The sequence below is a fragment of the Bradyrhizobium sp. STM 3557 genome (assembly GCF_045571465.1).
Classification (GTDB): Bacteria; Pseudomonadota; Alphaproteobacteria; order Rhizobiales; family Xanthobacteraceae; genus Bradyrhizobium.
Map to the genome: position 1 here is coordinate 2,988,177 of NZ_CP120697.1, position 19,165 is coordinate 3,007,341.

13 protein-coding genes are annotated in these 19,165 nt (G+C 64.6%); 8 read left to right on the forward strand and 5 right to left on the reverse strand.

The features are described from left to right. Positions 1-208 precede the first annotated feature (208 nt). From P6U24_RS13535 to P6U24_RS13545, 3 genes are all read right to left on the reverse strand, one after another. Positions 209-1,483 carry a serine hydrolase domain-containing protein gene (locus tag P6U24_RS13535; RefSeq protein WP_407159591.1) on the reverse strand — a complete coding sequence of 425 codons (1,275 nt, stop codon included), beginning with the start codon at positions 1,481-1,483 and terminating at the stop codon, positions 209-211. Positions 1,484-1,757: 274 nt separating this feature from the next. Beyond that, the gene (locus tag P6U24_RS13540; RefSeq protein WP_407159592.1) at positions 1,758-3,488 is read right to left on the reverse strand and encodes a protein kinase domain-containing protein; all 1,731 of its coding nucleotides are present in this window, start codon (positions 3,486-3,488) and stop codon (positions 1,758-1,760) included. A gap of 63 nt (positions 3,489-3,551) precedes the next feature. Then, complete coding sequence (locus tag P6U24_RS13545; protein WP_407159593.1) at positions 3,552-4,385, reverse strand: formate/nitrite transporter family protein; 834 nt, start codon at positions 4,383-4,385, stop codon at positions 3,552-3,554. Positions 4,386-5,021: 636 nt separating this feature from the next. Between P6U24_RS13545 and P6U24_RS13550 the strand changes: the two genes are divergently transcribed. The 7 genes from P6U24_RS13550 to P6U24_RS13580 all read left to right on the forward strand — a co-directional run bounded on the left by P6U24_RS13550 (position 5,022) and on the right by P6U24_RS13580 (position 14,369). After that, on the forward strand, positions 5,022-6,404 hold the full coding sequence (locus P6U24_RS13550) for an MFS transporter (RefSeq protein WP_407159594.1): 1,383 nt from the start codon (positions 5,022-5,024) through the stop codon (positions 6,402-6,404). Between the two features lie 91 nt (positions 6,405-6,495). Further along, a complete protein-coding gene (locus P6U24_RS13555) occupies positions 6,496-6,921 on the forward strand; it encodes a globin family protein (RefSeq protein WP_407159595.1) in 426 nt (141 codons plus the stop codon). 45 nt (positions 6,922-6,966) lie between these two features. Further along, the gene (locus P6U24_RS13560) at positions 6,967-8,142 is read left to right on the forward strand and encodes an NAD(P)/FAD-dependent oxidoreductase (RefSeq protein WP_407160449.1); all 1,176 of its coding nucleotides are present in this window, start codon (positions 6,967-6,969) and stop codon (positions 8,140-8,142) included. Between the two features lie 18 nt (positions 8,143-8,160). Beyond that, entirely contained in the window at positions 8,161-10,854 is a 2,694-nt protein-coding gene (locus P6U24_RS13565; protein ID WP_407159596.1) for a molybdopterin-dependent oxidoreductase, read from the forward strand. A 133-nt stretch (positions 10,855-10,987) separates the two neighbouring features. After that, complete coding sequence (locus tag P6U24_RS13570; protein ID WP_407159597.1) at positions 10,988-11,827, forward strand: aldo/keto reductase; 840 nt, start codon at positions 10,988-10,990, stop codon at positions 11,825-11,827. Positions 11,828-12,031: 204 nt separating this feature from the next. Further along, complete coding sequence (locus P6U24_RS13575; protein ID WP_407160450.1) at positions 12,032-12,979, forward strand: DMT family transporter; 948 nt, start codon at positions 12,032-12,034, stop codon at positions 12,977-12,979. A gap of 217 nt (positions 12,980-13,196) precedes the next feature. Continuing rightward, positions 13,197-14,369, forward strand: a complete 1,173-nt coding sequence (locus P6U24_RS13580) for a fumarylacetoacetate hydrolase family protein (protein ID WP_407159598.1) — start codon at positions 13,197-13,199, stop codon at positions 14,367-14,369. 101 nt (positions 14,370-14,470) lie between these two features. On the opposite strand, the gene P6U24_RS13585 is transcribed toward P6U24_RS13580, so the two are convergent. Beyond that, positions 14,471-15,853: a TAXI family TRAP transporter solute-binding subunit gene (locus P6U24_RS13585; RefSeq protein WP_407159599.1), complete on the reverse strand. Its 1,383-nt coding sequence runs from the start codon at positions 15,851-15,853 to the stop codon at positions 14,471-14,473. A 229-nt stretch (positions 15,854-16,082) separates the two neighbouring features. Continuing rightward, entirely contained in the window at positions 16,083-16,544 is a 462-nt protein-coding gene (locus P6U24_RS13590) for an Lrp/AsnC family transcriptional regulator (protein ID WP_407159600.1), read from the reverse strand. Between the two features lie 137 nt (positions 16,545-16,681). Here P6U24_RS13590 and P6U24_RS13595 point away from each other — a divergent pair, with 137 nt between their 5' ends. Beyond that, positions 16,682-19,051: a transketolase gene (locus P6U24_RS13595; protein ID WP_407159601.1), complete on the forward strand. Its 2,370-nt coding sequence runs from the start codon at positions 16,682-16,684 to the stop codon at positions 19,049-19,051. Positions 19,052-19,165 lie beyond the last annotated feature (114 nt).

Below are 19,165 nucleotides of genomic sequence, written 5' to 3' on the forward strand. Positions count from 1 at the left end.
GAATACCGGCGATGGGTGATATGTCGGACTGGCGCGGCCGTCTCCGCAAGACGGATTTGGCGGCAGCCGTTCACATCGGCGTCAGCATGTGGAGCCGGCGATCATCGCCAAGCCGTTTGCAATGAGGCCCTTTGCGAATTCGCGTGACGGTTCCGGCCGCTGCGCCGCGGCAAATGGGGGTGCCGCGTGCACAGCCGGTGCGCGCGCTTCAAAGATTGCTCTCGGTGATCGCGGAATAGACCATGGTGCGCAACTCGCGGCGGACCGGGTAGGTGCTCGACGGCATCACCTGCGTCATGAAGATCATGATCAGCTCCTCAGTCGGATCGATGAAGAACGAGGTCGAGGCCGCACCGCCCCAGGCGTATTCGCCGGCGCTGCCGGCAATCAAGGTCTTGGCCGGATCCAGGGTGACGGAGAATCCGAGCCCGAAGCCGACGCCGTGATAGGCGACTTCCGAGAACATCGAGCGCGACATCGCCGGCAGGTCGACGCCGCCAGGCAGGTGGTTCGACGTCATCAGCTTGAGCGTCTTCGGCCCGATCAGGCGGACGCCGCCGAGCTCGCCGCCATTGATCAGCGCGCGGCAGAAGGTGAGGTAGTCCGCCGTGGTCGAGCACAATCCGCCGCCGCCCGAGACGAAGTCCGGCGGCGCCAGGAAGCTGCTGGTTGCCGGATCGTCCTGCAAGGTGAGGCTGGGCTTGCGGTCGGTGGCAAGGAAGTTCAGGGCGCCGCCGGCCTCGACCGAGTAGCATGCCGCGAGCCGCTGCGCCTTGGCCGGCGGCACGTGGAAATCCGTGTCGTTCATGCCGAGCGGCTCGAAGATGCGTTCTTTAAGAAATTGCTCGAACGGCTTGCCGGAGATCTTGCCGATGAGATAGCCGACCACATCGGTGGAAACCGAGTAATTCCAGGCCTCTCCGGGCGAAAATTCCAGCGGGATCTTCGCCAGATCGTCGATCATCGACTGCAGCGTGCCGGCTTTCTCCACCGCGCCGATCTTGGCTTCGCGATAGGCGGCATCGACGTTGGAGCGTTGCTGGAAGCCGTAGGTGAGCCCGGATGTATGGCGCAGGAGGTCGACGATCAGCATCGGCCGCGCTGGCGGCCGAGTCAGGAACGGGGGCGCAGTGCCGGCCACGAAGACACCGAGATTCTTCCACTCCGGAATGTATTTGGCGACCGGCTCGTCAAGCGCGACCTTGCCTTCCTCGACCAGCATCATGAAAGCGACCGACGTGATCGGCTTGGTCATCGAGTAGATGCGGTAGATGGTGTCGTCCTTGACCGGCACCTTGCGTTCGATGTCGGCAAGCCCGAGCGAGCTCGTGTGCACGACCTTGCCACGGCGATAGATCGTGAGCTGGGTGCCGGGGAAGCGGCCGGAGTCGATATAACGGTGCTTGAGATGCGCATCGATGCGTTCGAGCGCGGCCTTGGACATGCCGACGGAGTCGGGCGAGGCGGGAGTGGGGGCGAGCATCGGGCGGTCTCCGTGGCTTGGCGCCTTGTATCGGCACCTTTCATATTGGCTTGTCTGGTCCCTGTTACCGTAAGTGCAGGTGCTCTGTCAGGGACTGTCTCAGGCCGAGCCGGAGGAAAGCTAAAGGTGCGCTTGTCCCTGCCGCCCGCGAGCGCCCGGATTGCTCACTTTTTGCGCAATGCACAGAAAACGGGCGGTTTATCACGACGCGGCCGCCGGCTCCGTTGCGACACCTCACGTTGCGTCGGCCCCGACCTGAAGCGCGCGTGTCGGCCTACCAGCCGCCCTGCCGCGCCGCGAGCAGGAAGAGGACGGTCATCGCTAGCAGGGCGGTCGCGGCCTTCCAGAACAGGAGCGGGTTGCGCTCGATCAGGGGCGCCGATCCGCTCTTGAGATAAGCCGGATTGGGATGGCGCAGATCGAACACGAACTCCGACAGGCTCTCGTAGCGCTTGGCTGCAATCGGGTGGACCGCGCGCCGGAGCGCGCCGTCGACCCACACCGGGATGGCACGATCATTCGCGCAGGCCGAGCTGTAGCGAAGCTTGCGCAGCTGCGCGCGCGTTCTCGCCCGGGCGACCTGTGCGCCGTATGGCAGCTCCCCGGTCAGCATTTGGTAGGCGATCACGCCGAGCGAGAACTGGTCGGAAAGATCTGAGCTACCCTCGCCGAGAAAATATTCCGGCGCCGTATATTGCTCGGTGCCAAGAATGCGGCCCGGCTCGGCGGCCGGATCGGCCTCGACGACGCCGCTCACATGCACTGCCCCGAAATCGATGATCTTCACCGTCCCGCTGCGGTCGATCATGATGTTCTGCGGCCGGAGATCCTGGTGCAGCATCTCCATGCGATGGAACGCCTGTAGCCCGCTCGCGATCTGCTCGATGATGCCGCGGACTGTCTCGAGATCTGCCTTCGGATTGTCGATCATCCATTGCGCCAGCGTTTGGCCCTCGATGAATTCGGTAACGACGTAGAGATGGTCGCGGCGCCGCCGCGGCGGGCAGGCCTTGAGCAGATGAGGATTATCGATCCGCCGCGCGATCCATTCCTCCATCATGAGCCGCTTCAGATAGGCGGGATCGTCGCGCAGGTCGATCGAGGGAATCTTGATCGCGACCGGAAGCTCCGTCTCGATGTCGATCGCGAGGTAGATGTGGCTGCGGCTGCTGCCATGGATCTCGCGCACGATCCGGTAGCCCTCGAAGACCATGCGCGCCTCCAGAAGCGGAGGCGGCGGCAGTTGCTCGGCCCGGATCGCGATCTCCTGGGCGTCGCCGCCAACGATCTCCTCGATCCGCACGATCTGCATGGTGAGATTGTCGGGGCTGCCTTGCGCCAGTGCCTCGTCAACGATGATGCGCGCCGCCGCGTCGAGGTCGCGCGAAGTATCCCTCAGCACGTCGGCGACGAACCGGGGACCGACATGCTCATACACGCCGTCCGTCGCCAGCACGAAGACATCACCGCTGTCGATCCGGACTGCCTGATAGTCGATCTCGACCTGCGGATTGACGCCGAGCGCGCGCCCCAGATAGCTCTGCACGGACGAGACGGTGACGCGATGATCTTCGGTGAGCTGCTCGAGTGAGTGACCGGCCAGCCGATAAATGCGGCAATCGCCGATATGGAAGAGATGGGCTGTCGCGGCCTTGAAGACGATGGCGCTCAGCGTGCAGACATAGCCCTTGTCGCGATCATAGGCGTGCCGGCCGGCCCGGGTCTGGGCGTGCAGCCAGGAATTGGTCGCCGCGATCACGCGCCTCGCCGACGTTTTCACCGACCAGGAATCCGAGGTGCAGTAGTAGTCGGTAAGAAAGCTTTTGACGGCGGATTCGCTGGCGATGTGGCTGACGTCGCTGCTGCTGATGCCGTCCGCGATGGCAACGGCGATGCCCTTCAGGCCGAGCACAGGCTCGTCGGGGATCAGGGCGCCGTGGAAGTCCTGGTTGCCCGGCTTCTGCCCTTTGTCTGAATGCGCTCCGATCGATATTCGTAATGGCATTCGGGCTATCGCGACGGAGTGATGGAGCCCGGGCTGATGTGCCGGGCTCCTGATGCTAGCAGATCAGGCTGCGATGCGAGCCGCCGCCTTTGCATCGCGCTTCGGCTGGGTCCTGACATGGGTTGCGTAGAGCGTCAGGCCGGTGAAGGACAGGCCGCCGACCAGATTGCCGAGCACGGTCGGGATCTCGTTCCAGATGAAGTAGTCCATGATCGAGAACTTCGCATGGAGCATCAGGCCCGATGGGAACAGGAACATGTTCACCACGGAATGCTCGAACACCATGTAGAAGAACACCAGGATCGGCATCCACATTGCGAGGACCTTGCCCGGCACCGTCGTGGAGATCATCGCGCCGACGACACCGGTCGAGACCATCCAGTTGCACAGCATGCCGCGGATGAACAGCGTCGCCATGCCCGCCGCGCCATGCGCCGCATAGCCCAGCGTCCGGCCTTCGCCGATGTTGCCGATGGTGGCGCCGACCTTATCCGGATCCTGCGTGAAGCCAAACGTCGTCACGAAAGCCATCATGAAAGCGACCGTCAGCGCCCCGCCGAAATTGCCGATGAAGACGAGGGCCCAGTTGCGCAGCACACCAGCGATCGTCACGCCGGGGCGCTTGTCGATCAGGGCGAGCGGCGAGAGCACGAACACGCCGGTCAGCAGATCGAAGCCGAGCAGATAGAGCATGCAAAATCCGACCGGAAACAACAGTGCACCGATGATCGGCTGACCGGTGTTGACGTTGATCGTGACAGCGAACCAGGCCGCAAGCGCCAGGATGGCGCCCGCCATATAGGCGCGGATCACCGTGTCACGGGTCGACATGAAAATCTTGGACTCGCCTGCGTCCACCATCTTGGTGACGAATTCCGAGGGCGCGAGATACGACATTCAAAACGGTCCTTCTGGTTGCTCGGGAGTATCGAACTGCGCGCTGCCCTTGCGACGGACATCGCATTGTGTGCGGAGCCCGGATCGGACGTCGGTACGACTGAAGACGTGGGAGGGCATCACGACGACCGCGCCGAGCAACTCGGCGGAGTGCCTTGTCCGTCCCAGACGTTCAGCCGGAATCTCGGCCTCAACAATCCGGCGAACCGCAGTCATCGTTGACTGAGCAGTTTCGAAGCAACAGGCGTGCCAATTTTCGCCGCATTCAAAAAAATCGTTGCAAGCCCGACAAAACGGCTTCTCGAAGCGCAAACGGGATCGTTGTCCCTTCGTGGACCTTTCCTGATGGCAGGGAAGCATCATGTTCTGCTTATTCCTTGTGCATCGCACAAGATGTGAGCGAATCGCAAATTTTAGATGCGGGCTGCAACGCCTGATCAATTTGCGACCAGGTCATAACGTATTGATCCGGATGGATATTTGCAGGTTTTTCGGTTGGCACGAAGCTTGAATAGCCATTGTCAGACGCCATCGACGCCGTCGCCCGAGCTCGCATCACCAGACATTGAAACCGTCAGCCTGGGGCTCCCCAGAAGCGTGCACCCCCGCGTGCGCGCATGAGAAGGACATCTCGCAATGAGAGAGCAGAATCCGACCTGGATTTCGGATTGGAATCCCGAAGACCAGACCTTTTGGAATACGACCGGCAAGGTGATCGCCCGGCGCAACCTGATCTGGTCGATTGTCGCCGAGCATATCGGCTTTTCCGTCTGGCTGATCTGGTCGATCGTCGCGACCAAGCTGCCACAGGCCGGCTTCCATTATTCGACCGACGAGCTGTTTCAGTTGGTGGCGCTGCCCGGGCTGATCGGCGCCTTCATGCGCTTCCCCTATACTTTCGCGGTCACCACCTTCGGCGGCCGTAACTGGACCATCTTCTCGGCTTCGGTGCTGTTCGTTCCGACGCTGGCGCTTGCCTATTTCGTCAGCCATCCGGAAACGCCGTTCTGGCTGATGCTGCTGGTCGCCTCCACCGCAGGTCTCGGCGGCGGCAACTTCGCCTCCTCGATGACCAACATCTCGTTCTTCTATCCTGACCGGATGAAGGGCTGGGCGCTCGGGCTCAACGCGGCGGGCGGCAATATCGGCGTCTCCAGCGTGCAGCTCTTGACCCCGATCCTGATGGGGCTCGGCCTCATCAACCTGTATCAGGCCAGCCCGGTTGGCGGCGTCTATCTGCAGAACGCCGGCCTGATGTGGGTAGTGCCGATCGCGATCGCGGTGTTCGGCGCCTTCTTCTTCATGAACAACCTGACCTCGGCCAAGGCCTCGATCAAGAACCAGCTCGCGATCGTGAGGCGCAAGCACACCTGGGTGATGTCGTTCATCTATATCGGCACGTTCGGCTCGTTCATCGGCTATTCGGCGGCGTTTCCGCTGCTGATCAAGACGCAGTTTCCGGCGGTGACGATCTCGATCGCCTTCCTCGGGCCGCTGGTCGGCTCGCTGTCGCGTCCGCTCGGCGGTCTGCTCGCCGACAAGATGGGCGGCGCGATCCTGACGTTCTGGAATTTCATCGCGATGGTGGCGGCGACGGTCGGCGTGCTCTATTTCGTCGGCGCCAAGGACTTCACCGGCTTCCTGGCGTCGTTCCTGGTCCTGTTCGTCACAACGGGCGTCGGCAACGGCTCGACCTATCGCATGATCCCCTCAATCTTCCGCGAGGAGAATCTGCACAAGGTGAAGGGCCAGGGCGATGTGGCGCGCGCGGCTGCGCTCAAGACCGCGAGCGTCGAGAGCGGCGCAGCGGTCGGCTTCATCGGCGCGATCGGCGCCGTCGGCGGCTACTTCATTCCGAGCGGCTTCGGCAAGTCGATCGCCGCGACCGGCGGTCCGCAGACCGCGCTCGTCGTCTATCTCGCCTTCTATGCGATCTGCCTGGGACTGACCTGGTGGTTCTATCTGCGCCGTAGCGCGCAGACCGCAGGTACGCCGAGCCTCGCGGAGGCGCGCATCTGACCACGACCTCGCGCGGTGCGGATGGCGGCGCTCGCCGTCGTCCGCACCGCGTGACCGAAGGCTTTCCCCGGCAAGCACAAGGATCGCCCACATGACGCCGTCTCAAATCAAGCTGGTTCAGGACTCCTTCGCCAAGGTCGCGCCGATCTCGGATCAGGCCGCGATCATCTTCTATGACCGCCTGTTCGAGGTGGCGCCGCAGGTCCGCGCGATGTTTCCCGACGATCTCACTGAACAGCGCAAGAAGCTGATGACGACGCTTGCGGTGGTCGTGAACGGGCTCACCAATCTCGAAGCCGTGCTGCCAGCGGCAAGCGCGCTCGCCAAGCGCCATGTCGAGTACGGCGCCGAGCCCGAGCACTATCCGGTGGTCGGCGGGGCGCTGTTATGGACGCTCGAAAAAGGTCTGGGCGACGCCTGGACGCCCGAAGTCGCGGCCGCCTGGATAGCAGCCTACGGCACGCTGTCGGGCTACATGATCTCCGAAGCCTACGGCTCGGCGCAGGCCGCGGTGTAGGGAGGCAAAGCGGTGAGCGAACCACTAGTCATTGTCGGCAATGGCATGGCTGCCGCCAAGCTGGCGGAGGAGCTGTCGAAGACGGCGCTCGGCCGCTATGCGATCGCCGTGATCGGTGCGGAGCCGCGGCTCGCCTATAATCGCGTGCTGCTGTCGTCGGTGCTGGCCGGCGAGGTCGCCTCTCATGACATCGAGCTGAAGCCGGCATCGTGGTGGCGCGACCACGGCGTCACGCTGAAATGCAACACGCTGGTCACCGAGATCGACGTCGGCCGACGCGAATTGAAGATCGAGAACGAGGAGAGCGTCGCATTCTCCAAGCTGGTGCTTGCCACCGGCTCGATGCCGCTGCGGCTCAACGTGCCTGGTGGGGACCTTGCCGGCGTCTACACCTTCCGCGACAGCCGCGACACCGATCTCATGCTGACGCTCGCCGTCAAGCGGAAGCGCGTCGTCGTGGTCGGCGGCGGGCTGCTGGGACTGGAGGCTGCCTATGGTCTGGCCAAGGCCGGATCGAAGGTCACCTTGCTGCATCTGATGGACCGGCTGATGGAGCGCCAGCTTGATGGGCCGGCGGCGGCGCTGTTGAAAGCGCTGGTCGAGCGCAAGGGCGTCGAGGTCCTGCTCAATGCCAATACCGCCCGCATCCTCGGCAAGACCAGAGTCGAGGCAGTCGAACTCGCCGACGGCCGCATGATTGACGCCGAGGCGGTGATCTTCGCCGCCGGAATCCGTCCGAACGCGACACTGGCGAAAGACGCCGGCATCAGCGTCAATCGCGGCATCGTGGTCGACGATCACATGCAGACGAGCGCGCCCGACATCTACGCCCTTGGCGAATGCGCTGAGCATCGCGGCACCTGCTACGGTTTGGTCGAGCCGGCCTATGAGCAGGCGCGCGTGCTGGCGCGTCACCTTGCCGGCCGCGAGGCCAGCTATCGGGGCAGCGTGGTCGCGACCAACCTGAAGGTCTCCGGTGTCAGTGTCTTCTCGGCCGGCGACTTCACAGGAAGCGAGGGCAGCGAAGCCATCGTGCTCAATGATACAAGGCGCGGTGTCTACAAGAAGCTGGTGATCGCTGACGGTCGCCTGGCCGGCGCCGTGCTGATCGGCGAGACCCAGGAAGCACTCTGGTATCTCGATCTGATCCGCACCCGGCAGCCGATCGCCGCGATCCGCGCCGAGATGATGTTTGGCCGTGCGCCTGCGAAGGCAGCGTGACGAGGAGCTGACGACACGATGACTGCGGTCGCCCCGAACCTGCGCACCATCCGGACCACTTGCGCCTATTGCGGCATCGGCTGCGGCGTGCTCGCGACACCCGACGGGCAGGGAGGCGCTGCGATATCCGGCGATCCCGCCCATCCCGCCAATCTCGGCCGGCTGTGCTCGAAAGGTTCGGCGCTCGGCGAGACGCTGGGAGTAGCAGGGCGCCAGCTCTATCCAATGATCCGTTGCAAGGGCGCTTTGGAGCGGGTCGACTGGAGCGATGCGCTCGACCATGTCGCGCACCGGCTCAAGCACATCGTCGCGCGCGACGGCGCCGATGCAGTCGCCTTCTATCTCTCCGGCCAGATGCTGACCGAGGACTACTACGTCGCCAACAAGTTGATGAAAGGCTTCATCGGCTCGGCCAATGTCGACACCAATTCGCGACTCTGCATGGCCTCGTCGGTGGCCGGCCATCGCCGCGCTTTCGGCGCCGATACCGTGCCCGGCACCTATGAGGATCTGGAGCAGGCCGATCTCCTGGTGTTCGTCGGCTCCAACGCGGCCTGGTGCCATCCGGTGCTGTATCAGCGCATGCTTGCGAACAAGCAGGAGCGCGGCGCGCGTTTTGTGGTGATCGACCCGCGCCGCACCGATACGTCCAGCGAGGCCGATCTGTTCCTCGGCGTCCGGCCCGGCACCGACACCGCACTGTTCTCAGGGCTGCTGGTGCATCTCGCTGACACCGGCGCGCTCGACCAGGACTATATCGACAACTACACCTCGGGCTTCGATGCGGCGCTGGCGCGCGCCCGCTCCATCGCTGGCAGCCCTGCAGCGACCGCGCTCGCCACCGGTCTTTCGGAAGCCGACGTCGCCGCCTTCTTCAAGCTGTTCCGCGACACTCCGCGCGTCGTGACCTTGTACTCGCAAGGCGTCAACCAGTCGGCGCAGGGCACCGACAAGGTCAACGCGATCCTCAATTGCCATCTCGCCACCGGGCGGATCGGCAAGGAGGGTTGTGGACCATTCTCGCTCACCGGCCAGCCCAATGCGATGGGCGGCCGCGAGGTCGGCGGCCTGGCCAACCAGCTCGCCGCGCATATGACCTTCACGCCGCCGGACATCGATCGCGTCAGGCGGTTCTGGAACGCGCCGGATATCGCCACCCATGAGGGGCTGAAGGCGGTGCAGATGTTCGAGGCGATCGCGCGCGGCGAGATCAAGGCGTTGTGGGTGATCGGCACCAATCCGGCGGTGTCGCTGCCGGATGCCGATCTCGTGCGCACGGCGCTGAAGAAGCTCGAGCTGTTCGTCGTCTCGGAGAACGTCCGCTCCAACGACACCGTCGATGCTGGGGTGCATGTGCTGCTGCCTGCGCAGGCCTGGGGCGAGAAGAACGGCACGGTCACCAATTCCGAGCGGCGCATCTCGCGCCAGCGCGGCTTCCTCGCCGCGCCCGGCGAGGCCAAGCCCGACTGGTGGATCCTGAGCGAGGTCGCCAAGCGGCTCGGCTTCGGCGCTGCCTTCAACTACACGTCCGCCGCGGACGTGTTCCGCGAGCATGCGGCCCTCTCGGCATTCGAGAATAATGGCAGCCGCGATTTCGACATCGGCGCGCTGGCCACGATCTCCGACGAGGCCTATGACGCGATGACGCCGGTGCAGTGGCCGCTGCGCGAGGGTGCTCCGCCGCTTCAGCGCTTCTTCGCCGAAGGGCAGTTCTACACCAATGATCGCAAGGGCCGCTTCGTCGCGCCTGAGGTGCCGGTGCTCCGCAGCGAAACCAGCGCTGCGCGGCCGCTGCGGCTCAACACCGGGCGCATCCGCGACCAGTGGCATACTATGACGCGCACAGGCCTCAGCCCGCGTCTCGGCGCGCATCTGCCGGAGCCCTATGTCGAGATCCATCCTGACGATGCGCTGAAATACGGCATCGTCCATGATGGCTTCGCGCGCCTCACCACCGATCACGGCCAGTGCATTCTCAAGGTGGTCGTCAGTGAGCGGCAGCAACGCGGCATGCTGTTCGCGCCGATCCACTGGAACGCCAGCAACACCTCTCATGGACGGGTCGGCGCACTGGTCGCGTCCCACACCGACCCGTTCTCCGGCCAGCCCGAGATGAAGGCGACGCCGGTTGCGATCGCGCCGTATGAGTACGTCTTCCGCGGCTTCGTGTTGTCGCGCACCGAGCTGGAGCTTCCACAAAATCTGTGGTGGGCGCGCGCCACGATCGAGGGCGGCTTTGGCTATCTGTTCGCCGATAATGGCGACCTGTCGCGCTGGCCGGCCTGGTTGCAGGCGCACGGCTCTGAGGATGTCGCCGAATACAGCGATGTCGGTGGCGGTGTCTACCGCGCGGCGTCCTTTGCCGGCGAACGACTTGAGACCTGCGTGTTCGTCGGACCCGGCCATGATGCGGGCGACTGGAACGTGGTGAAGGGCCTGTTCGCGGCAGATAGCCTCAGCGACGATCAGCGGCGGATACTGCTGTCGGGCCGCGCGGTCGAGGGCGGCGCGAGCACTGGGCCGATCGTCTGTGCCTGCTTCGGCGTCGGCCGCAACACCATCTGCGATGCGATCGCAGCCGGCGCGCGGACGCCGGCCGCCATTGGCGCCAAGCTCAAGGCCGGCACCAATTGCGGCTCCTGCATTCCGGAGATGAAACGGCTGATCGCGCAGTCAGAGGCGGAGCGGACGGACCTCGCAGAGGCGGGGTGATCTTCCGTCATTGCGAGCGAAGCGAAGCAATCCAGAGCTAAGACGAAGATTCTGGATTGCTTCGTCGCTTCGCGCCTCGCAATGACGGCAAGACGCGGTCGACGCCGCGCGCCATCTCTTCTATGCTTCCCCCATGAAACAGAAAGCATTCGGAACCGGTGGCCCGAACACCTCGGTCATCGGGCAGGGCACCTGGTATCTCGACCGCGGCGATCGCAAACGCGCGATCGCGGCGCTCCAGCGCGGACTCGATCTCGGCATGAGCCATATCGACACCGCCGAGATGTATGGCGACGCCGATCCCGTCATCGCCGAGGCGATTGCCGGCCGCCGCGACGAGGTCTTTCTGGTCTCAAAAGTGCTGCCGAGCAATGCCTCGCGCAGCAGTACCATCACCGCCTGCGAGCGCTCGCTGAAGCGGCTGAACACGGATCGGCTCGACTGCTATCTGTTGCACTGGCCCGGCTCCTATCCGCTCGAAGACACGGTTGCGTCCTTCGAGGAGCTGAAGCGTGCCGGCAAGATCCGCAGCTGGGGTGTCAGCAATTTCGATGTCGATGATCTCGATGAGCTGCTCGACGTCGCCGGCGAGGGCAAGATCGCCTGCAACCAGGTGCTCTATCACCTCAAGGAGCGAGCGATCGAGCACGCGGTGATGCCCTGGTGCGAGCGGCACGGAGTCGCGGTGGTCGCCTATTCGCCGTTCGGGCATGATGATTTTCCGGCCCCCGACAGCGCCGGCGGCAAGGTGCTGCAACGCTTCGCCGAGGCCCATGCAGCGACGCCGCGGCAGGTGGCGCTGGCCTTCCTCACGCGTGCACCGTCGGTGCTGGCGATCCCCAAGGCCGCGAGCGCCGAGCATGCGGCGGAGAATGCCGCCGCCGGCGCGCTGGAGCTGACGAAGGAGGAGATCACGGCGATCGACCAGGCGTTCCCGCGCGGAGCGAGGCCGCGCGGCCTGCCCATGCTGTAGAGGGGCGCCCGACCCAGGAACTTTACGGGCAGCCGGGTGCCCGCAGCGCATATCGGCTGCCCGATTTCAGTGGGTTGTCGCGACCGGCCAATTCAAGTTTGGTCGGGCCTCGCCTTGAGTCGTCGCCATTTCTGTTCTCCGAGCCTGACCGTGACCCCGCCACCACAAGGTGCTGCCGCACGGCGCGTCAGTGCGCCACTAGCCTTGCCCAAGACCAAGCCCGCAGCACCGCGGCCGCGGCGCGCCGCAGCCCGTGCCGACCAGCCGTTCCGCGGAATCGCGCTGATCCTGCTCTCGACCGTCTTCCTGGCGACCTCCGATACCTCGGCCAAATTCCTTTCCAAGTCGCTGCCCTCGATTGAGATCGCCTGGGTCCGCTTCGTGATATTCGCGCTGATCATGGTGCCGGCGATGGTGCCGGGCTCGCCGCTTTATGCGATGCGCACGGCCCGACCGAAGCTGCAGCTGTTCCGCGGTCTTGCGCTGCTCGGTTCCTCCGTCATGTTCATCACCGCGCTGCGCTATCTGCCGATCGCCGAAGCATCCGCCACCAGCTTCGTGGCGCCACTGTTCGTCACCGCGCTGTCCATCGTCTTCCTGAGCGAACGCGTCGGGATCCGGCGCTGGATCGCCACTGCAGTCGGGCTGACCGGCGTCATCGTGATCCTGCGTCCCGGCACCGGCGCGTTCCAGATTGCGGCGCTGTTGCCGATCGCCTCGGCCTTCGCCTGGGCCTGCACGCTCGTCATGACGCGCGTGATGAGCGGGCGTGAGCACGCCGTCACCACCATGACCTATTCCTCGATCGTGGGCGTCTGCGTGATGTCGGCGATTGTGCCGTTCGCCTGGGTGACGCCGAGCTGGAACGAGGTCCTGATCGGGCTCCTGGTCGGCGTCGCCTCCACGACCGGGCAGTGGATCGTGGTGCTGGCGTTCCGCTATGCCGACGCATCGGTGCTGGCGCCGTTCTCCTATGTCCAGCTGTTGTGGGTCTCGATCTTCGGATTCGTGATCTTCGGGGAGGTGCCGGACGCCTGGACCATCGCCGGGGCCTCCTTCATCGTCGCCAGCGGCCTCTACACCGCCCATCGCGAGCGCGTCCGCCAGTCGCAGCTGCTGCTCGTCCGCGGTGAGACCTCGCCGAATCCGTGACGGGCCTTTGCATCGTCATTCCGGGCGCGCGTAGCGCGGGCCCGGAATCCATAGCCACCAATCGGTGTTACGGATTCCGGTCCCGAGCCTTTTCAGGCGCATCCCAGAATGACGAGAGGGGCGTGCCCTGACTCTTCATCGACGCTTGCGGCTTGGACCCGCCGCGCCGCAATGCTACGGCTTTCCCGACAACAAACCTGCCGGGGAGAACACCGCCATGATCACGCTGACCGCCAACGACGTGCTGCCGGACGACGGCACCAAGGGAACACTTGTTGGCCGCGTCTGGCGGCCTGATGTCGATGGGCCGGCCGTGGTCGCGGTGCGCGCCGACGGCGTGTTCGACGTCACCGCCGCTTTTCCGACCGTCAGCGTGCTGTGCGAGCAGGACGATCCAGCCAAAGCGTTGGGCGGGGCCAAGGGCGAGCGGATCGGCGATCTCGAGGCCATTCTCGCCAACACGCCGCCCGATGCGCGTGATCCGCGCAAGCCCTGGCTGCTGGCGCCGGTCGACCTGCAGGTGCTGAAAGCGGCCGGCGTCACCTTTGCGATCTCGATGCTGGAGCGCGTGATCGAGGAACGGGCGCGCGGCAATCCGGCTTCGGCGGAAGCAATCCGCACCGAGGTCGTGCGGCTCGTCGGCGACGATCTCTCCAAGCTCAAGCCGGGTTCCGACGATGCGGCACATCTGAAGCAGGTGCTGATCGAGCAGAACGCCTGGAGCCAGTATCTCGAGGTCGGCATCGGTCCCGATGCGGAGGTCTTCACCAAGGCGCCCGTACTGTCGTCGGTCGGGTCTGGCATGGATGCCGGCCTGCACCCGAAATCGACCTGGAACAATCCGGAGCCCGAGGTCGTTCTGATCGTGTCGAGCGGCGGCAGGATCGCCGGCGCCACGCTCGGCAATGACGTGAACCTTCGCGATTTCGAGGGCCGTTCGGCGCTGCTGCTGTCGAAGGCCAAGGACAACAACGCCTCCTGCGCCATTGGTCCGTTGCTGCGTCTGTTCGACGACAGCTTCACGCTGGATGACGTCCGCAAAATGGACGTGGCGCTGACGGTGAAGGGTGCCGACGGCTTCGTACTCGAGGGCCATTCGTCGATCTCGAAGATCAGCCGCGACCCGACCGACCTGGTCGCGCAGACGGTCGGCCATGTGCATCAATATCCCGATGGCTTTGCGCTGTTCCTCGGCACCATGTTCGCGCCGGTGAAGGACCGCGATGCGCCGGGGCAGGGATTCACGCACAAGCGCGACGACATCGTCACCATATCGGCGCCGCAGCTCGGCAGGCTCGTCAACCGCATGCGGCCGAGCGACGAATGCGAGCCGTGGACCTTTGGCGTCAGCGCGCTGATGAAGAACCTGGCGAAGCGGAAGGTGATTTGAGGCACATCGTCATTGCGAGCGAAGCGAAGCAATCCAGGGCCAGGAAAGAAGGTCTGGATTGCTTCGTCGCCTTCGACTCCTCGCAATGACGGCGAACTAGATTAAGCGCTCCGCGCCGCCGCCGCCGGATCACGCGGGGCTCCGGCAATCGTCGCGCGTCGCTGGGCGATTGCCTCGTGTAGCTGTGTCAGCAGCAGGTGCAACGCGGCAAGATCGCGGTCCTCGATCGCGCCATCATCGTACCAGGCGAGTGTTTCGCGCAGAATGTCGTCGGCCTCGAATTGCATCGCGTCGAGGTCGTCCATTGACTTTGCGCCGCGAGCGGCGGTGATCGCGCTCAGCAGCCGCTCACGATGCTCGGTCGTCTCGCTGCGCTCGTCGCGTTTCAGGGAATGGCGCAGCCAGGCCGCGGCCGAACCCAGGACCGAGAGCAGCAGCACCGCGCCCCATAGATAGTCGCTGTATTTGTCCAGGAAGCTCCGCTCGGTGCCGTCGATATAGGCCGCCGCGCCCGGATGCGCCGGGAGCGCCGCATCCTTGTCGGTATCCGGCTTCTGGATCTTCTGCGCGCTCGGCGTGGTCCGGGCGAGCAGCGGCTTTGCTGCGAACAGCTGCCGCGTAAACGCGCCGACCGTGTCGTCGGACAGCGAGGCGCGCGCAATGATGAGATGATTGATGCCGACCGTCTCGATCTTGTCGTCGGGACGTTGCGGCGTGGTGCCGAACGTGCCGATCGGGATTTCCTCGGATTCGTAGAGCGGATGGCGCTCGGCGATCGCCTCGGACACGTCGATCGGAATGAATTTCGGTTCGCCCCGCAGGCGCGCTGTCGCAGCGATGGCATCAGAGATGGTCTTGTCATCGAACGCGCCGACCATCGCGAACGCATCGAGCGAAGTGTCTGCGATCATCTCTCCGATCTGCTTGGTGCCGAACTGCGTCATCGTGACCTTGTCCGGGCTGACGCCGGATTCCTGCAGCACGACCCGAAGCAGCGAGACGTTGGCCGCGCTCGTGCCGACGACGCCGAGCCGATGGCCGGCGAGATCGGTGATCTCCTTCACCCGCGGCGCGGCTTTCGCGGCCTTCGACCGCGGCGCCGACCAGAGCACCAGCACGTTGCGGCGCAGGATCGCGACCGAGCGCGCGCTCGCCGGCAATTCGAGATCACCGCGCGTTACCGCGAGATCGGCCTGGCCGGACTTGAGCAAAGTGGTGTTCTGGAGTTGGCCGTCCGTTCCGACCGCAGTCAGCCGGACCGGGCTGTCCTCGCTGTCGAAGGCTGCCACCAGCGCCCGCACCAGCGTGTCGTCGTCGCTGCCGGCCGGGCCGACCGCGATCCGCAACGTGACCGGCTGCAACGCCCAAAAGGCGACGGCCAGCGCGACCGTCAGCAGCGACAGCAGGCTCGCCACCGCGAGCAGCGCTGTCAAGCGGCGGCGGCGTGGCGTCGAGCGGTCGTTGGCGGCATCAGGCGAGCGCATCGATTTTCCAGATTGGCGTCAGATGACAACAGCGGTCATGATTATCGCACTTCCGACTTTACTGCAGATTTGTGACCATTGCGGGAGAGGAGCTACGCACATCCTGTTGAATGGTGCCATCTTGCTCGAGCGCCGGCGTCCGCCGACGAGAGCAGGGCGCAAGGCGGATGTCTGCATCACTCGCAACGGCACCCACCAATGTCGTCCAGAGCAGCGAACAGCTCGCATCTCACACCGGCAGTGCGGGCGAGTACTTCACTTGGCTCAGCGCAAAGCTGCTCTCGATCGAGGCAATGCCGTCGAGCCGTGTCAGCTTGGTCTTCAGGAACGCCTCATAGGAGGACAGATCGGCGGCGACGACGCGCAGCAGATAGTCGCGATTGCCGGTCATCAAATAGCATTCCATCACCTCGTCCCATTTCGAGATCGCCTTCTCGAACCGCGCGAGGTCTTCTTCCTTCTGCCGCGCCAGCTTGATGGAGATGAAGACCGAGACATGCAGCCCGAGCGCCTTCTGGTCGACAGTCGCGATGTAGCGGGTGATGACGCCGCGCTCTTCCAGGAGCTTGACCCGGCGGTGACAGGGCGAAACCGACAGGCCGACCTTGTCGGCGAGCTCCTGCATGGTGATGCGGCCGTCGGCCTGGAGGTAATCAAGGATCTTGCGGTCGATGGCGTCGAGATCGGGCATTGGAATGAAATCCGGCTGGTGCACTGCGTTGTGGTAAAATATCCTAATACTAGCGTTCTATGTGTAAAGAATTGAGAAGTATGGCCGCGCCAACAGGACTAGCATCGGCTGGTTGAAAGCCCACGCGAGGGAACGCCATGGCGACGTCGTCAGCACAGTCACAACGTCTCGACCTTCTGAGCGCGCTGGCGCGCAAGGTGCTGTGGCTGTCGTCCTGGACCATCCACCATGCCAACCATATCAGACCCAATGTCGACGGCCTGAAGGTCGGCGGGCACCAGGCTTCCTCAGCATCGCTCGCCACCATCATGTCGGCGCTCTATTTCTCGGTGCTGCGGCCCGAGGACCGCGTCGCCGTGAAGCCGCATGCGAGCCCGGTCTTTCATGCGATCCAATATCTGTTCGGCCGTCAGACCCGCGACAAGCTGGAAAACTTCCGCGGCTTCAAGGGCGCGCAGTCCTATCCGTCGCGCACCAAGGACACCGACGATGTCGATTTCTCCACCGGCTCGGTCGGCCTCGGCGTCGCGCAAACTCTCTTTTCGTCGTTAGTGCAGGACTACGTGAAGGCGCATGGCTGGATGAAGGACCGCCGTGAGGGCCGCATGATCGCGCTGGTCGGCGATGCCGAGATGGACGAGGGCAACATCTTCGAGGCCTTGGCGGAGGGGTGGAAACACGGCTTGCGCAACACCTGGTGGATCGTCGACTACAACAGGCAGAGCCTGGACGCGGTGGTCCGTGAAGGGCTGTGGGAGAAGTTCGAGACCATGTTCCACAATTTCGGCTGGGACGTGGTGATCGTGAAATACGGCTCGCTGATGCGCGAGGCGTTCGCGGAAGCCGGCGGCGAGGCGCTGCGGCGCTGGATCGACAATTGCCCGAACGCGCTCTACGCGGCGCTGTGCTTCCAGGGCGGGGCGGCGTTCCGCAAGCATCTTCTGGATGACATCGGCGATCAGGGCGATGTGACGCGGCTGATCGAGAAGCGCAGCGACGAGGAGCTGCTGGCGCTGATGTCCAATCTCGGCGGCCACGACATGGCCAGCATGCTGGAAGCGTTCGAGGCGATTGATCACGATCGCCCGGTCTGCTTCATCGCCTACACCATTAAGGGCGTCGGGCTGCCGTTCCAGGGCCACAAGGACAATCACGCCGGCCTGATGACGGTGGCGCAGATGGAGAAGTGGCGCGGCCAGCAGAACATCCGGCCCGGCCACGAGTGGGACAAGTTCGAGGGACTGGCGCAGGACGAGCACGAACTCGAAACGTTGCTTGCCGAAGCACCGTTTAATCGCGGCGGCCGGCGGCTCGATGATGCCGTGCTCGATGTGCCGGAGCGGCTGACTTTTACGGCGTCCGCGCAGATGTCGACGCAGCAGGGCTTTGGCCTGGTGCTGAACGATCTCGCGCGCACCGACACGCCGCTCGCCTCGCGGGTCGTTACCGCGTCGCCCGACGTCACCGTCTCGACCAATCTCGGCGCCTGGGTCAATCGCCGCGGCCTGTTCGCACGCGCCGAGAAGGCGGACCTGTTTCGCAGCGAGAAGATCCCCTCGACCTACAATTGGGACGCTTCCCCGAAGGGCCAGCATATCGAGCTCGGCATTGCCGAGATGAACCTGTTCATCCTGGCCTCGGCGCTCGGCCTGTCGCACGCGATCAACGGCGCGCGGCTGTTGCCGGTGGTCACGCTGTACGATCCCTTCATCGAGCGCGGCCTCGATGCGCTGAACTATGCCTGCTACCAGGATGCGCGCTTCATGGTGGCGGCGACGCCGTCGGGCGTGACGCTGGCGCCGGAAGGCGGCGCGCATCAGTCGATCGCGACGCCCCTGATCGGAATGGCGCAGGACGGGCTGGCATCGTTCGAGCCCGCCTTCGTCGATGAACTCGCCGTGATCATGAAGTGGGGCTTTGGCCACATGCAGCGCGCGCCGGGCGAGGGCGGCTCGGTCTACCTGCGCCTGTCGACGCGCACCATCGAGCAGCCGCAGCGGATCATGACGCCGGAGCTCGAGGCCGGTATTGCCGAGGGCGCCTATTGGCTGCGCAAGCCCGGGCCCAATGCGGAGGTGATCGTGGCCTATACGGGCGCGGTGGCGCCGGAAGCAATCGAGGCGACGGGCTTCATCGGGGAAGGCAGCCGCGATGTCGGCCTGCTCGCGATCACCTCGGCCGACCGGCTGCATGCGGGATGGACCGCCGCGCGGAATATGCGCCGTGCGCGACGGGGCGTGCAGCATCTCAGTCACATCGAGAAGCTGCTGGCGCCGTTGCCGCGCGATTGCGGTATCGTCACCGTGCTCGACGGGCATCCGGCGACGCTCGGCTGGCTCGGCAGCGTGCGCGGCCATCGCGTCGAGGCGCTCGGCGTCGAGCGCTTCGGCCAGACCGGCACCATCAATGATCTCTATCGCTTCAACGGCATCGACGCCAACGCGATCATCGATGCGGCCGAAAGCCTCACCGGCGCGCCAGTGCTGCATCGCAAAATGGCGGTTTGAGTGAAGATGTCGCGGCAAACACGTGTGTCGCCCTGCGAAAGCAGGGGCCCATAACACAGGAAGGAGTTGTTTCGGGGACTGCTAGTTTAGGATTTCAGGAGGACGGGCAGCGAG